We start from the raw sequence: 14601 nt of genomic DNA, 5'->3' as shown, positions 1-14601 counted from the left end.
GGTTTTCTATGGCGCGTCGCCAGTTTTCCAGCCAGTCCCTGGCTTTGATCGTGATTGCTATCGCCATCAATATGATCGGCGGACAGCTCATCAGCATGTTGAAGTTACCGGTTTTCCTCGACTCCATCGGGACGTTGATCAGCGCCGTCCTGCTCGGCCCGATTGTCGGCATGTTAACCGGGTTGCTCACCAACGTACTCTGGGGATTATTAACCGATCCCATCGCCGCCGCCTTTGCGCCGGTCGCGATGGTGATTGGTCTGGTCGCCGGTTGGCTGGCGCGTGCCGGATGGTTTCGCACCCTGCCAAAAGTGGTGGCCAGCGGCGTGGTGATTACGCTGGCGGTCACAGTTGTCGCCGTGCCGCTGCGAACCACGCTGTTTGGCGGTGTGACCGGAAGCGGCGCCGACCTGTTTGTCGCCTGGATGCACTCTGTCGGTCAGAACCTGGTGGAGTCCGTTGCGATTACCGTCCTGGGGGCGAATCTGGTCGATAAAATCCTGACCGCGATTATCGTCTGGGTGCTGTTGCGCCAGTTGCCATTACGCACCACGCGCCATTTCCCAACGATGTCGCCCGTGCGCTAATGCACCCTTTTACCTCGTTAACGCTCTGGGCGCTGGCCGCCTGCACCACGCTGCTGCTTCCTGCCGGCATGGCGCTCACGCTGTACAGCGCGGCGACGTTTCTCTGTTTACTGGGGATAAGCGCCACGCGCCCGCGGGCGAAATATGTCGCGTGGCTGATGTTTTCTCTGGGGTTCGGCCTATGGCTGGTACACGGAGGCTGGCTGACCGAGTGGATCAGCGGCCAGCCGCGCGATCCGCAACGCTGGCAACACGCCGTCACGCTCTGGCTACGGATTCTGGCGATAGTCTCCACCTCACAGTTGTGGATGCAGTACGTGCCGGTTCGCCAGTTTATTCGCGCCCTGTTCGCCTCACGCCTGCCGCCGGGCATCGCCTACCTGTTTGCCGGCCCACTACTGGTTGTCGAACAGCTAAAACGCCAGCTGTCGATCATTCATGAAGCCCAGCGCGCCCGCGGCGTGCCGCTGGACGAACGTTGGTATCAGCGACTTCGCGCCATGCCTGCGCTTATCGTTCCGTTAACGCACAATGCGCTCAACGATCTGGCGGTTCGCGGCGCGGCATTGGATATGCGGGCGTTTCGTTTACATCGCCGTCGCACCACATTGTGGGCGCCGGAGGACAGCGCCCGGCAACGGGTCGCACGCTACAGCATGATACTGGCGATGCTGGTCGAAACCGGAGTGTGGATATGGTTACGCTAGAGCAGTTCCGTTATCACCCGACACATGCGACGCGCGCCCCGCTGTGCTTCGATTTTCATTACGACACGCCCGGTATCGTGGCGATTTTTGGCAATAACGGCAGCGGAAAAAGTACGCTGGCGCAGTTAATGGCGGGCTGGTTTCCCGATTTTCTTCCCGGCGCGATCGACGGCAAAGGCGAACTGTTATGCACGCCCATAGGGCAGCGCTCCCTGGCGGAACACGCGCAAACCATCCAGCTTGTCCAGCAGTCGCCCTGGCTGCAACTTTCCGGCTGTACCTTCAGCGTAGAGGAAGAGATCGCGTTCGGCCCGGAAAACCTTGCGCTCAGAGAAGCGGAGATCCTGCGTCGCGTTGATGCCGCGCTCTCGCTGACGGAATGCCAGCCATTGCGCCATCGCCACCCGGGTACGCTTTCCGGCGGGGAAACTCAGCGCGTGGTGATTGCCAGCGCACTCGCTATGCAGCCGAAACTGTTGATTCTTGATGAAGCGTTCAGCCGTTTAACGGCTCAGGCCACGGCGCTGCTGCTGGCGCGTTTACAGGACTGGGCGCATACGCAACAGGCGTTAATCATTCTTTTTGAGCGTGACCCCGCCCCCTTTCTCGCCTATTGCGATCGCACATGGCAGTTGCACAACGAAGGATTATCTTTACGATGCTGACGCTAGAACAGGTGACTTTTCGCTGGCCGGGCGCCGCTACTCCCTGCCTTCACGATATCTCACTGACGCTGAACGCAGGGGAATGGCTGGCGCTGACCGGTAATAACGGCACGGGGAAATCGACGCTTCTGCGCATCATGGCTGGCTTACTCACTCCGTCATCCGGCGACGTGCTGCTTCAGGGAACGCCGATTGCGCAACGCAAAAACCGCGAACGCGCGCAGATTCTCGGCGTGCTGTTTCAGGAAGCGGAAAACCAGCTTTTTCACAGTAATGTCGCCGAAGAGGTCGCTTTTGGCTTGCGGCTACAAAAGTTGCCGCCGACCGAAATTGCGCAACGCACCGCTACGGCGCTGAAATTATGCGCTCTGGAAGAGGTCGCGGATATGCATCCGTTAGATCTTCATACGGCGCAACGCCGTATGGTCGCTGTTGCCAGTCTTGACGTCATGAGACCAGCAATTCTGATGCTTGATGAACCCAGCCGGGATTTTGACGCCCACTGGCTGGCAATCTTTGAAAACTGGCTCGCGGTTTGCCGACAACGGGGAACCAGCGTGGTGGCGATCAGTCATGACGCCGCCTTTACGCAGCGCCATTTTTCCAGGGTGGTTCGTCTGCATAACGGGGCCATTACTGGGGCTCGTCAGGCAACGCCTGCGCAAGACGATACTCACCCTTTGCCGTCATCTCTAACGTAAGACTCGCAGGTAAGCTGTTTTCCAGCACCCGACAAACGTTAGGTCCGTCGGTACGGTCAAAAAATATCTGCGCCTGCTCTTCGCTCAGCCCTCCTGCCTGTTTACGTGCGATTAAACGGCCGCGCAGCACATCGGCAGGCGCTCGGATAAACAGTGAATAATCGCAATACTGCCGTAGCTCGCGCCAGGACGGCGCGTTATACAACAGCCAGTTTCCTTCAATAATAACGACAGGCGCCGTCACCTGAATGGCATTTTCGACAGGGTCATGCAGTTGGCGATCATATTGAGGCCAGGTTGCATTTTGCTCATGGAGCTGACGTAAATTACTCGCCAGTTTTTCAACGTTAAAGGTTTCAGGCGCACCTTTAGCGGCGCGTAGTTCATGCTCATCCAGCCAGCGATTATAATGATGGAAGCCATCCATCGGCAGCGTCTGGATCGTCGGTAATTCTGGATCGTTACGCGACAGATATTCCCAGAAGGTGGTGAGCGTTGACTTTCCTGTTCCTGGCGGAGCGCTCAGAAAAATAACGGTGCGGCGCTCAGGTGTTTTCGCGTTTAATGTTGCCAGATGCCGTAACAGCGGTTTATGGACATTTTCTACTTCATCGTCATCATACCAGGCGTCGGTCATCAGCCCATTAATCTGGAGCGATATTTTCACGGTGTTAGTTCCCTTAATATCGTCGTTACCGCTAAAGCCAGCCCGGTTTTGATCATGGTGACAAAACGTATTTCTGAATAGATGGCGAAATCTGCAAACTTCATTGATTTCAACGAATTGTAGAGTGTGGCATTCGTCGTTATGCTATTGACGTTACTCATAAAATCCCAGGTGATATCATCAGAAAAACGGGGAATTTCACGCTGTTCACGTAAATACTGATAAAACTGAGAAAAGTGAATCACATCGGCATACAGCCATTTATCCATTTTTCCCAACGCATAAATCAAACGTATTGCCACATCAATGTCATCAAGCGGGCCGCTTTGAGCCAGTAACGGCTTCACTGCATATTCGACGATTTCTTCATCGTTATTGACGAATAATGACGGCAGAAAATTTTTGATGGCCTGCAACAGGATGTCATTTGCGGTTGCCATAAACGAAAGTAAATTATCCTGAGCGTCCAGTTGCTCAAGTACATCATCTTCTGTCAACGTCGTCATGCGTTTCTCGATAAATCACCAGCAATGCAGAGAGTCTATTATATTACACGTTCGATCGATGCCGCCGATCAGTAATGTTTGCGTACTGACGCCATTTTCCGTTTTCTGCACGCCATGTAACAGATCGCCTCCCGTTACGCCCGTTGCTGAAAACAGAATATCCTGGCTTCCCACAAGTTCATCCAGCGTATAAACCCGGTTCACCGCGACACCCATTTGCTTACAGCGACGTAACTCATCGTTCGCGATCAATCGGTGTTCCGCCGTTTCACCTTTAGCCTGACAAAAGTCAATCAACTCAGCCTGCATATCACCATCAAGCGCCTTCACGGCACAGGCTGATATCACCCCTTCCGGCGCGCCGCCAATAGCGTACATCACATCGAACGGATGATGTTGCTGGCAGGTTAATACGCTGGCGGCGACATCGCCATCCGGCAAAGCAAACACCTTAACGCCAAGCTGCTCGGCCTGCTGAATAACCGCCTGATGGCGCGGTTTATCCAGCGTCGCCATACGCAACGACGTGAGCGGCTTATTCAGCGCAGCGGCAATATTACGCAGGTTCTCTTCCAGTGATAACGCGAGGTTAATCGCCCCTTTCGCCTGACGGTTAACCACCAGTTTGCGCATATACATGTCAGGCGCATGCAGCAGGCTCCCCTGCGGCGCCAGCGCCATCACGGACAACGCATTATTCTGCCCCATCGCCACCATGCGCGTTCCCTCAATCGGGTCGACGGCGATATCCACGCTCGGCCCTGTCCCGGTTCCGACCTCCTCACCGATATACAACATCGGCGCATGGTCGATTTCGCCTTCGCCGATAACAATTTTGCCCCGCATGGCGACTTCATTTAATGACTGACGCATGGCTGTCACCGCCAGTCCATCGATTTTGTTTTTATCGCCGCATCCGGTTTGCGGCCAGGCAGCAAGCGCTGCCTGTTCCGTAATCCGAAAAAGCGGCCACGCCAGAGACATCATGCCGCCGCCTCCCCAATATCTACGCCAAACTGCGCCAGCAAATATCTCTCCGCGTTTTCATTCCAGATGCCGTGCGTCTCTTCAACCAGACGCGCCAGCGCTTTGAATAACGGGTCGGTTTTTCCTTTTTCGGCAAAATCGGCGATAGCGGTCAGCGGCATAGTCACACCGTTATAAATGAGTTTTTTCCCGCCCGGAATATTGGGTAGGTTAAGCACCGTTTCCGGGACGGCATCCAGCCCGCCAATGTGCGTTACCATAAATGAAGGCTGTAGTTGCCCTGTGGCGCTCAACGCAATGGCCTCTTTCATGTCATCGGTCGAACCGCCGGATGTTCCCACAACATGGGTACTGTTGTAATGCACGTTGTAGAAGTTAAACGGAACCTTAAAATCTTTATCCGTTGGGCCCGCGAAAAAGTTCAGACAACCGTCTTCAGCCAGCAGTGTATCGGCCATTTCCACCACTGCCGGGACGGCGGCGTAAACGAAAACATCATCGAAACCCGCATCTTCCGTTAGCGCACGCAGTTTTGCCGTCGGGTTTTCCATGCCGCTGGTATTCACATAAACAAGCTCAATCCCCTTCGCCGCCGCCAGCTCGACCGGCAGCAGTTTTTTCGCTTGTGACAGACGGGCTTCATCAATATCGACCACCACCACTCGCGAAGGCTGGATACCACCGTTGATGGCATAATCAATGGCGCCGATCCCCATCGGCCCGGCACACGCCAGAAGCGCAATATTACCGCCGGGTTTCACCCCCATACGGTGCTCATAAACATAAGGCGTCGTGTGGTAGTTCGCATTGTATGCGCCGATAATACAGCACATGGGTTCTGCCAGTGACGCCGCCGCGAAATAAGAGCCGTGATACGGTAAAACACAGCCGAGGTTAATCGCCAGCTCAGGAATAATCATATACGTCGCATTGCCGCCAAAATATTCATAGCTATATCCCGCTGAATATCCGCTGGGCAACCCCATCGCCGGTTGCAACACAAAACGTTGTCCCTTTTTATATTTATCGGTCAGGTTTTTCCCCACTTCAACAATAATACCTGCACACTCATGACCAGTAATAACCGGGTGATTCTCTAAGTCATCAGGCACACGTTTATGCTCGCTACCTAACGTGGCGGCTTTCCATGTCGATAAACACACGCTGTCTGATATTACACTCACTAACAGTTCATTATCTGTAATTTCAGGCAATTCAAACTCGCGGATGCGAACATCCTGCTTACCATAAATAGCAGCTACTTTGGTCTTCATAGTTACTCCGAAAAATTGATGATGCTAATCCGCGATGAGTTTTTTAAATAATTCATCCAGCAGTGGGTCACCGATGTAATTTTTAATTAACACCGTGGGTTTATTACTCACACGCTTAACGCGGCCCTCAAGGCTGGCATGCGTCACGATAATATCGGCGTCATCAGGAACATTTTCGATAGCATGATGAGCCACCGCAATCACCAGACCGGCTTTCTCCAGACGCTTACGGAATGTCGTTGCCCCCATCGCGCTGGAACCCATTCCGGCATCGCAGACAAAAGCGATACGTTTAATATTCTTATAAGAAAATGCGCCTTCCTGTTTCATTGCCTTCACGGCTTTCGCAGACTCTGCGAAATTGTCTTCTTCATTCTCCGTTTCAACGCTCTTTTCCATTTTCAGGATGATCGAAGTCACGATGAAGGTCACCAGCGTTCCCGCCGTTACACCCGCGATCGTAGCCAGGAAAGATCCTTTCGGCGTCAGCGCAAGGTACGCGAAAATCGAACCTGGACTTGGGCCTGCAACCAGTCCACCGCCTAACAGATTAAACACCCAGGTTCCCGTCATCCCGCCAGCGATCATCGCAATCAGCGTTAACGGTTTCATCAGTACATACGGGAAGTACAGCTCGTGAATCCCCCCCAGGAAGTGGATGATCATCGCTCCCGGCGCGGACTTTTTGCTCATACCACGGCCAAAGAAGGTAAAGCCCAGCAGCAGCCCTAATCCCGGGCCAGGGTTAGAGGCCACCATGAAGAAAATCGATTTCCCCGTCTCCGACGCCTGTTGCATCCCTAACGGGTAATAGACGCCCTGATCAATCGCGTTATTCAGAAAGAGAATTTTCGCGGGTTCGTTAATAAGCGACAGCAGCGGCAGATAACCGGCATGCACCAGCGATTCAATACACTCTTTCACAAAATTATTCGCGATGAGCACTGCCGGGCCAATCACCTCAAACCCCAGCAGGCACAGGAGCATCCCGGCAATACCCAGAGAGAAGTTATTAATCACCATCTCAAAGCCAGCGGGAATACGCTTGTCCAGCAGTCGGTCGATATGTTTAATCACCAGCCCACCAAGTGGCCCCATGATCATTGAGCCGAGGAACATAGGAATATCCGCGCCGATAATGACGCCAATCGTACCAATTCCCCCCATCACCGCGCCTCGTTTCCCACCCACCAGATGGCCGCCAGTAGAACCGATCATAACTGGCAGCAAATAGGTGATCATAGGGCCAACTATTTTGGCAAAATGTTCATTCGGTAGCCAACCGGTTGGAATAAATAAGGCAGTAATAAACCCCCAGGCAATAAATGCGCCGATATTGGGAATGACCATTGCAGTCAAAAAGCCCCCAAAAGCCTGGACCTTTGCACGAGCAGACTTGTGTTCCATAATAATATCCTGTAGAGGAGAAATTAATTATGCGCGAGCAATAATATCCGCTAGCTGTTTTTCAGATGTCGCTGTTAACAACTCAGTAAGAATTTCATCTTCACATAATAATTCACTTAACGCCTGAATAGCGCCAATGTGAGAGTCCGCATCTGCGGCGGATAAACCGATTAATAGTTTGATCGGATCATCTTCTGTAAACTTCACTTCTTGCCGGAGGAGTGTTAACGACATCCCCGTTTTTAAAGCACCACATTCAGGACGCGCATGCGGCATTGCGACGCCTGGCGCCAGAATATAATAAGGTCCATTGGTTAATGTGGACTCTTTAATGGCCTGAATATACCGTGAGTTAACATAGTCATGAGAAAGCAGAGAGGACATGGAAAAATCAATTGCTTCGCGCCAGTCAGTCGCTGAATTTTTTATTGCTATTGACGATTCAGGGAAATAATCAATCAGCCGCATAAATTATCCTTATTTATATAGGGTACTGCTTATCGTTAAAAACAAAATACTCGCGCGGCAAAGCGAAATCAATCGAGGGGAAAAATGCGAAGAAGGAGAAAGTGTTTTTTTAGAACTCAATAAAAACAGACAGTTAAAAACATAAAAATAAAAAGCAACTGTATTTATGTGCTATTCATCACAATTACATCAAATCACTAAATATCAAATATGTGAATTAGATCATACATAGCTACTTGTCTGAACGAAATTAGTTATAATCTCTTTATAAAAAACGGGCCGCCTGAGCGACCCGTTCGGAGTTGTATCGTGATTACAGCAGTTCTTTTGCTTTCGCGACAACGTTATCAACGGTAAAGCCGAACTCTTCGAACAGCAGCTCAGCAGGCGCAGACTCACCGAAGGTGGTCATGCCGACGATAGCGCCATTCAGGCCCACGTATTTGAACCAGTAGTCAGCGATACCCGCTTCCACTGCCACGCGAGCGGAAACCGCTTTCGGCAGTACGGCTTCACGGTAAGCGGCATCCTGCTTGTCGAACGCGTCGGTAGACGGCATGGAGACCACGCGCGCTTTCACGCCTTCGGCAGACAGTTTGTCCCATGCGGCAACGGCCAGCTCAACTTCAGAACCAGTTGCGATGAAGATCAGTTCCGGCTGACCGGCGCAATCTTTCAGCACATAACCACCGCGCGCGATGTTCGCCAGCTGCTCTTCGGTACGTTCCTGCTGCGCCAGATTCTGACGGGAGAGGATCAGCGCGGTCGGGCCGTCCTGACGCTCAACGCCGTATTTCCACGCCACTGCGGATTCAACCTGGTCACACGGACGCCAGGTGCTCATGTTCGGCGTTACGCGCAGAGAAGCCACCTGCTCTACCGGCTGGTGAGTCGGGCCATCTTCGCCCAGACCGATGGAGTCGTGGGTGTAGACCATCACCTGGCGCTGTTTCATCAGCGCAGCCATACGCACCGCGTTACGGGCATATTCCACGAACATCAGGAAGGTAGAGGTGTACGGCAGGAAACCACCGTGCAGGGAGATGCCATTAGCGATGGCGGTCATACCGAACTCGCGCACGCCGTAATGGATGTAGTTACCCGCAGCATCTTCGTTGATGGCTTTAGAACCCGACCACAGGGTCAGGTTGCTTGGCGCCAGGTCAGCGGAACCGCCGAGGAACTCAGGCAGCAGCGGCCCAAACGCTTCAATCGCATTCTGAGACGCTTTACGGCTGGCGATTTTCGCCGGGTTAGCCTGCAACTTAGCGATAAATTCATTCGCTTTCGCGTCGAAGTCAGACGGCATTTCGCCTTTCATACGACGGGTAAATTCAGCGGCTTCCTGCGGGAAGGCTTTTGCATAGGCGGCGAATTTCTCATTCCAGACCGCTTCTTTTGCCTGACCGGCTTCTTTCGCATCCCACTGCGCATAGATTTCAGACGGGATTTCGAACGGCGCGTATTTCCAGCCCAGCTGTTCGCGGGTCAGTGCGATTTCAGCATCGCCCAGCGGCGCGCCGTGAGAGTCGTGCGTACCCGCTTTGTTCGGGGAACCGAAACCGATGATGGTTTTGCACATCAGCAGGGACGGTTTGTCAGTAACGGCGCGCGCTTCTTCAACCGCGCGTTTAATCGCTTCAGCATCGTGACCGTCGATACCGCGCACAACGTGCCAGCCGTAGGCTTCGAAACGTTTAGCGGTGTCATCAGTGAACCAGCCTTCAACGTGGCCATCGATAGAGATACCGTTGTCATCGTAGAACGCGATCAGTTTGCCCAGCTTCAGCGTTCCTGCCAGAGAGCAGACTTCATGGGAAATACCTTCCATCATGCAGCCATCGCCCATGAAGGCATAGGTGAAGTGATCCACGATATCGTGGCCTGGACGGTTGAACTGCGCCGCCAGTGTTTTTTCCGCAATCGCCATACCGACCGCGTTCGCAATCCCCTGGCCCAGCGGGCCGGTGGTGGTTTCAACACCTGCGGTGTAACCCACTTCCGGGTGGCCCGGCGTTTTGGAGTGCAGCTGACGGAAGTTTTGCAGCTCAGACATCGGCAGGTCATAGCCGGTGAGGTGCAGCAGGCTGTAGATCAGCATGGAGCCGTGGCCGTTAGACAGCACGAAGCGGTCACGGTCAGCCCAGGAAGGGTTCTGCGGGTTGTGGTTCAGGAAATCACGCCACAGGACTTCGGCAATGTCAGCCATACCCATAGGGGCACCCGGGTGACCGGATTTGGCTTTCTGTACTGCGTCCATGCTCAGCGCACGAATAGCATTGGCAAGCTCTTTACGTGAGGACATTTTGACTCCAGATCGGATGATGAAGGCCATGCCCTTAACGACTTGACGACAGCGCGTTTTGGGCTACGCCGGAAAAAAGTGCCAACAATGTAACCCAAGCCGCGAGCCATGTACATGGAGCATCCTTTCGCCGCTTCAGAAATCTCCGGATCGTGTTCGCATGTTGCGCAATCTGCTCACCCCCTTGTCGTTCTTTTCTTTATACTTAGCGTGGCGCTGGTTCATCGACACAAGGCGCACTTTTAGAACAATCCTGATTTCGTGCGGAAGAGAAAACATGAAAATTCGCGCTTTACTGCTTGCTATGAGCATGGCGACGGTTCTGACCGGTTGCCAGAATATGGACTCCAATGGACTGCTCGCTTCAGGTGCAGGCGCTTTTCAGGCTTACAGCCTTAGTGATGAGCAAGTAAAAGCGCTCAGCGACCAGGCATGTACGGAAATGGACAGCAAGGCGACGATCGCCCCGGCCAGCAGCGAATACGCGAAGCGACTGACCAAAATCGCCTCTGCGCTCGGCGACAATATCAACGGCCAGCCGGTGAATTACAAAGTCTATGTGGCGAAAGACGTTAACGCGTTTGCAATGGCGAACGGCTGTATCCGCGTCTATAGCGGCCTGATGGACATCATGACCGATAACGAAGTGGAGGCGGTCATCGGCCACGAAATGGGACACGTTGCGCTCGGCCATGTGAAGAAAGGGATGCAGGTTGCGCTGGGGACTAACGCGGTTCGCGCCGCAGCCGCTTCCGCTGGCGGTATTGTCGGCAGTCTGTCGCAGTCACAGTTGGGCGATCTTGGCGAGAAACTGGTGAACTCACAGTTCTCCCAGCGCCAGGAGTCCGAAGCGGATGATTACTCCTATGATTTGTTGCGCAAACGCGGCATCAGTCCGGCCGGGCTGGCAACCAGTTTTGAGAAACTGGCGAAGCTGGAAGCGGGACGTCAAAGCTCCATGTTTGACGATCACCCGGCCTCCGCCGAACGTGCCCAGCATATTCGCGACCGAATGGCGGCAGACGGTATTAAATAAAAACGAGAGCAACATGTAGCTCTTGTTAGCTGTTCCGTTCGCCTTATGTTCGTTACCTGTCTGAAACCATAGCATTTGCGAACGTGTTAAGGAGGCTCGTCGCCGCCTCCTTAACAATCCTGGCTCCCGGCGGGAAAATTGTTGCTTCGCAATACCCTCCGCTTATTCCTCCAGGCTACCGGGGCGGGCGCGAGGTAGCGTCCCTGCAAAACGCGCCCTGAACCCGCATCCATGCGGGTTCCTCCGGCCTTACGGAAACACGTCGGCAATTTTCAGCCGGACCCGCCCACACCTGACCATTTCCACGGTTTTTTTTTAACAGCAAAACCGGTGCGGCTGAAAATCAGAGCATTGCAGCAATGCCCCTGTTCCGGCTGAAAATCGATGAGACGTTGACGGCTGACCGGGTCCGCCCGCAAGGACGCGGGCGGAGGGGACGGCCTGCCGGGACGCAGGCTCGGCCCCGACCCGAAAGGCAGACGGAATAAGGCGAATGAACCGCGCAGCGGCGATTTTCCTTGCCGGAGAGCCTGGGTTGCAAGGGAGGCGGCGGCGAGCCTCCCTTGCACGTTCACGAGTACTGAGTTTTCAGAGGAATGTTGAACATCAGGTGAACGGAAACAATCTTCCTGGCTAAATATTCTCCCGGCAGACAGAATAGCGCTCAAATGGTAATTACCCCATTTTTATAACGCATAAATTGATAACTTAAGCGCACAGAACGTTAAATATCAGAATATAAACAGTAGCGATATATTCGACGTTTTATTCTCTGATAGAGGATTATTTTAGTATTTATATTCCCCGGCATGTTTTATCACTTCTTTTAACGCCACAGACAAAATATAAAATAGTCCAGCCCCGATATGGCCGGCACGCCAACGGCTGTAAGCCTTTGTCACAAAATGTTTGCAATCAATAATTATTCAGGTAACTATCCGTAACGCAGCAATTCAATTTGATATTATCCATAAAGAGAAGTTCCCTCAGTGAAAAAAGAAATATCGTTAATCGCATTAAGTTTATTCGCCGCATTGCCTGCCATTGCCAGCCAACAATCCGACAGCCAGGGTTTTGTTAATGACAGCCATTTAAATCTCTTTTTACGTAACGCCTGGATTAACCGCGACTATCAGGGCGGCGTACAGGACAAAGCCGAATGGGGCCAGGGCATTGTCGCCACCTTTGAATCCGGCTATACCGAAGGTCTGATCGGCTTTGGCGTTGACGGTATTGCGCAGTATGGCGTGCGTCTGGACGGCGGCCGTGGCCGCAGTGGCGCAGGCGGTATCGACTTCTTCAAACAAGACAGCGACGGCCGCGCGAAATCCGATCTGGCAAAATTTGGCGCAACCGCCAAAATGCGCATCTCCAACACCGTCCTGAGCTACGGCAACCAGCGTCCGCAGCTCCCGATCGTCTACGCCGACGATTCCCGTCTGCTGTTTGAAAGCTTCACCGGCACCATGTTGACCTCCAGAGAGATCGACGGTCTGGAGATTAATGCCGGTTATTTCACCGACGAGCAGCGCAAAAGCGACGACCGCCACAACAGCGGCCTGAAAAGCCTCTCTTTCGGCGGCGCGAGCTACCAGTTTAACGATCAGTTCAGCGGCGCCCTGTATGCCTCGCACGTCGAAGATGTGCTGAACAAACAGTATCTGGGGCTGAACTTCAAACAGCCTTTCAGCACCGGACAGCAGCTGGTGCTGGACTTCAACGGCTACAACTCACGTCTGGATTCCGGTTACGCCGATAGCCTGAATACTGGCCGCAGCAACAGCATCTGGAGCCTGGCGGCAAGTTATATCTGGGATATTCATACCTTTAAAGTGGCGTATCAGCAAAGCAGCGGCAGCACCGGTTATCACTACGGCAGCTATCGCGATCAGGGCGGCGTCGGCGATGGCGGCAACACCATCTGGCTGGCGAACTCTTACTGGTCTGATTTTAACGGTGAAGACGAACGTTCCTGGCAGGCGTCATATGGACTGGATTTTGCCGGTCTCGGTTTACCGGGGCTGAGCTGGACAACCGCTTATGTTCGCGGCGATAACATCAAAACATCGGCAACCAGCAACGGCAAAGAGCACGAGTGGTTCAACCAGGTGCAATACCAGGTTCAGGACGGCATGGCAAAAGACCTGAAACTGAAGCTGCGCTATTCCGTATTACGCGTGTCCAGCAACGCCAGCGACTATAACGTTAGCGGCAACGAGATTCGCGCTTACGTGGAATATCCGTTTAACATCTTTTAAGTTAAAACCCCTCTCCTGATGACGGAGAGGGGGAAGCACTTATTCGCCTTTTTTCGCCGCCTGAATGTAGAGCATTTCCAGCGCCAGGGTCGCCGCAGCCAGCGCGGTGATTTCGGACTGGTCATAAGCCGGAGCCACTTCCACCACATCCATCCCGACGATGTTCAGATCTTTCAGACCGCGCACCAGTTTAATGGCGCGATCGGAAGTCAGGCCGCCGATCACCGGCGTCCCTGTGCCCGGTGCGAACGCCGGGTCCAGACAGTCGATATCAAAGGTCAGGTAGACCGGCATATCGCCAACGATCTGATTAACCTGCGCGATGATGTCATCCACGCCGCGATCGTTCACCTGGCAGGCATCCAGCACGGTGAAACCGTTGTCTTTATCAAATTCAGTACGAATACCAATCTGCACGGAGTGGTTCGGGTCAATCAATCCCTCTTTCGGCGCAGTGTAGAACATGGTGCCGTGGTCAAACTCGCAGCCGTTCGCGTAGGTGTCGGTATGCGCGTCAAAATGCACCAGCGCCATTTTGCCAAAGTGCTTTGCATGAGCGCGCAGCAGCGGCAGGGTCACGAAGTGGTCGCCGCCGAAGGAGAGCATACGTTTACCGGCTGACAGCAGTTTCTCCGCATGCGCCTGCAATTTTTCACTCATCTCGCGCGCGTCGCCAAACGCATAGACCAGGTCACCGCAGTCCACAACGTTCAGGCGCTCGCGCATGTCGAAGTTCCACGGGAAGCGGTTGTGCTCCCAGGCCAGGTTAGTGGAAACCTGACGGATTGCCGCCGGGCCGTGGCGGCCGCCCGCACGACCGGAAGTCGCCATATCAAACGGTACGCCGGTGATCACCCAGTCGGCGTCGCTGTCATAAGGCTGGAAATTCAGCGGCAGACGCAGAAAGCCGAAGGCGTTGGAAACCAGGGAGTTATCGTACTGATGACCTAAAGTGCTCATGTCCTGACCTCTTTTAAAGTCGATACATTAAAAACAGATGAAAAAAAATCCCCTCCGCGTCGTTAAACCCGAC

At 53.5% G+C, this 14601-nt stretch carries 14 protein-coding genes; 6 read left to right on the top strand and 8 right to left on the bottom strand.

Annotated elements, in window-relative coordinates:
- Positions 1-8: 8 nt before the first annotated feature.
- Genes OGX84_RS21695 through OGX84_RS21680 form a run of 4 tightly spaced genes read left to right on the top strand, consistent with a single transcriptional unit; the run spans position 9 to position 2660 of the window.
- Positions 9-587 (top strand): ECF transporter S component, encoded by a 579-nt coding sequence (locus OGX84_RS21695; protein ID WP_012135039.1) that lies wholly within the window; start codon positions 9-11, stop codon positions 585-587.
- Positions 587-1294: an energy-coupling factor transporter transmembrane component T gene (locus OGX84_RS21690; RefSeq protein ID WP_012135040.1), complete on the top strand. Its 708-nt coding sequence runs from the start codon at positions 587-589 to the stop codon at positions 1292-1294. The genes OGX84_RS21695 and OGX84_RS21690 overlap by 1 nt, the downstream gene beginning before the upstream one ends.
- Complete coding sequence (locus OGX84_RS21685; RefSeq protein WP_012135041.1) at positions 1282-1959, top strand: energy-coupling factor ABC transporter ATP-binding protein; 678 nt, start codon at positions 1282-1284, stop codon at positions 1957-1959. The genes OGX84_RS21690 and OGX84_RS21685 overlap by 13 nt, the downstream gene beginning before the upstream one ends.
- Positions 1953-2660 carry an ABC transporter ATP-binding protein gene (locus tag OGX84_RS21680; RefSeq protein WP_112001568.1) on the top strand — a complete coding sequence of 236 codons (708 nt, stop codon included), beginning with the start codon at positions 1953-1955 and terminating at the stop codon, positions 2658-2660. Before OGX84_RS21685 ends, OGX84_RS21680 begins: the two co-directional genes overlap by 7 nt.
- On the opposite strand, the gene OGX84_RS21675 is transcribed toward OGX84_RS21680, so the two are convergent.
- The 7 genes from OGX84_RS21675 to tkt all read right to left on the bottom strand — a co-directional run bounded on the left by OGX84_RS21675 (position 2593) and on the right by tkt (position 10274).
- A complete protein-coding gene (locus OGX84_RS21675) occupies positions 2593-3327 on the bottom strand; it encodes a nucleoside/nucleotide kinase family protein (protein WP_047461376.1) in 735 nt (244 codons plus the stop codon). The genes OGX84_RS21680 and OGX84_RS21675 overlap by 68 nt on opposite strands.
- Positions 3324-3833: an MltR family transcriptional regulator gene (locus OGX84_RS21670; protein WP_047461374.1), complete on the bottom strand. Its 510-nt coding sequence runs from the start codon at positions 3831-3833 to the stop codon at positions 3324-3326. Before OGX84_RS21670 ends, OGX84_RS21675 begins: the two co-directional genes overlap by 4 nt.
- Before the next feature lie 15 nt (positions 3834-3848).
- Positions 3849-4820, bottom strand: a complete 972-nt coding sequence (glpX, locus tag OGX84_RS21665; RefSeq protein WP_112001567.1) for a class II fructose-bisphosphatase — start codon at positions 4818-4820, stop codon at positions 3849-3851.
- Complete coding sequence (locus OGX84_RS21660; protein WP_112001566.1) at positions 4817-6094, bottom strand: zinc-binding dehydrogenase; 1278 nt, start codon at positions 6092-6094, stop codon at positions 4817-4819. Before OGX84_RS21660 ends, glpX begins: the two co-directional genes overlap by 4 nt.
- Positions 6095-6118: 24 nt before the next feature.
- The gene (locus OGX84_RS21655; protein WP_101744087.1) at positions 6119-7501 is read right to left on the bottom strand and encodes a PTS mannitol transporter subunit IIBC; all 1383 of its coding nucleotides are present in this window, start codon (positions 7499-7501) and stop codon (positions 6119-6121) included.
- Between the two features lie 27 nt (positions 7502-7528).
- Entirely contained in the window at positions 7529-7969 is a 441-nt protein-coding gene (cmtB, locus tag OGX84_RS21650; protein ID WP_047461368.1) for a PTS mannitol transporter subunit IIA, read from the bottom strand.
- 313 nt (positions 7970-8282) lie between these two features.
- Complete coding sequence (gene tkt, locus OGX84_RS21645) at positions 8283-10274, bottom strand: transketolase (protein ID WP_049010273.1); 1992 nt, start codon at positions 10272-10274, stop codon at positions 8283-8285.
- A 277-nt stretch (positions 10275-10551) separates the two neighbouring features.
- Between tkt and loiP the strand changes: the two genes are divergently transcribed.
- Together loiP and OGX84_RS21635 are read left to right on the top strand one after the other, a co-directional pair.
- The gene (gene loiP / locus OGX84_RS21640) at positions 10552-11310 is read left to right on the top strand and encodes a metalloprotease LoiP (RefSeq protein ID WP_047461362.1); all 759 of its coding nucleotides are present in this window, start codon (positions 10552-10554) and stop codon (positions 11308-11310) included.
- 989 nt (positions 11311-12299) lie between these two features.
- Positions 12300-13568 (top strand): OprD family outer membrane porin, encoded by a 1269-nt coding sequence (locus OGX84_RS21635; protein ID WP_012135053.1) that lies wholly within the window; start codon positions 12300-12302, stop codon positions 13566-13568.
- 39 nt (positions 13569-13607) lie between these two features.
- On the opposite strand, the gene speB is transcribed toward OGX84_RS21635, so the two are convergent.
- Positions 13608-14528 carry an agmatinase gene (gene speB, locus OGX84_RS21630; protein ID WP_012135054.1) on the bottom strand — a complete coding sequence of 307 codons (921 nt, stop codon included), beginning with the start codon at positions 14526-14528 and terminating at the stop codon, positions 13608-13610.
- Between the last annotated feature and the right edge of the window lie 73 nt (positions 14529-14601).

The organism is Citrobacter sp. CK202 (assembly GCF_030333225.1).
In the GTDB taxonomy this organism is placed as follows: domain Bacteria; phylum Pseudomonadota; class Gammaproteobacteria; order Enterobacterales; family Enterobacteriaceae; genus Citrobacter_B; species Citrobacter_B koseri.
Note: the sequence above shows the minus strand (reverse complement) of the source record. Positions and strands in the feature narration are given on the sequence as shown.

What these genes read in the sequence shown, in the direction of transcription:
- OGX84_RS21695 (WP_012135039.1), top strand. Translation starts at nt 9, where the DNA reads ATGGCGCGTCGCCAGTTTTCCAGCCAGTCCCTGGCTTTGATCGTGATT.
- OGX84_RS21690 (WP_012135040.1), top strand. Translation starts at nt 587, where the DNA reads ATGCACCCTTTTACCTCGTTAACGCTCTGGGCGCTGGCCGCCTGCACC.
- OGX84_RS21685 (WP_012135041.1), top strand. Translation starts at nt 1,282, where the DNA reads ATGGTTACGCTAGAGCAGTTCCGTTATCACCCGACACATGCGACGCGC.
- OGX84_RS21680 (WP_112001568.1), top strand. Translation starts at nt 1,953, where the DNA reads ATGCTGACGCTAGAACAGGTGACTTTTCGCTGGCCGGGCGCCGCTACT.
- OGX84_RS21670 (WP_047461374.1), bottom strand. Translation starts at nt 3,833, where the DNA reads ATGACGACGTTGACAGAAGATGATGTACTTGAGCAACTGGACGCTCAG.
- glpX (WP_112001567.1), bottom strand. Translation starts at nt 4,820, where the DNA reads ATGATGTCTCTGGCGTGGCCGCTTTTTCGGATTACGGAACAGGCAGCG.
- OGX84_RS21660 (WP_112001566.1), bottom strand. Translation starts at nt 6,094, where the DNA reads ATGAAGACCAAAGTAGCTGCTATTTATGGTAAGCAGGATGTTCGCATC.
- OGX84_RS21655 (WP_101744087.1), bottom strand. Translation starts at nt 7,501, where the DNA reads ATGGAACACAAGTCTGCTCGTGCAAAGGTCCAGGCTTTTGGGGGCTTT.
- cmtB (WP_047461368.1), bottom strand. Translation starts at nt 7,969, where the DNA reads ATGCGGCTGATTGATTATTTCCCTGAATCGTCAATAGCAATAAAAAAT.
- tkt (WP_049010273.1), bottom strand. Translation starts at nt 10,274, where the DNA reads ATGTCCTCACGTAAAGAGCTTGCCAATGCTATTCGTGCGCTGAGCATG.
- loiP (WP_047461362.1), top strand. Translation starts at nt 10,552, where the DNA reads ATGAAAATTCGCGCTTTACTGCTTGCTATGAGCATGGCGACGGTTCTG.
- speB (WP_012135054.1), bottom strand. Translation starts at nt 14,528, where the DNA reads ATGAGCACTTTAGGTCATCAGTACGATAACTCCCTGGTTTCCAACGCC.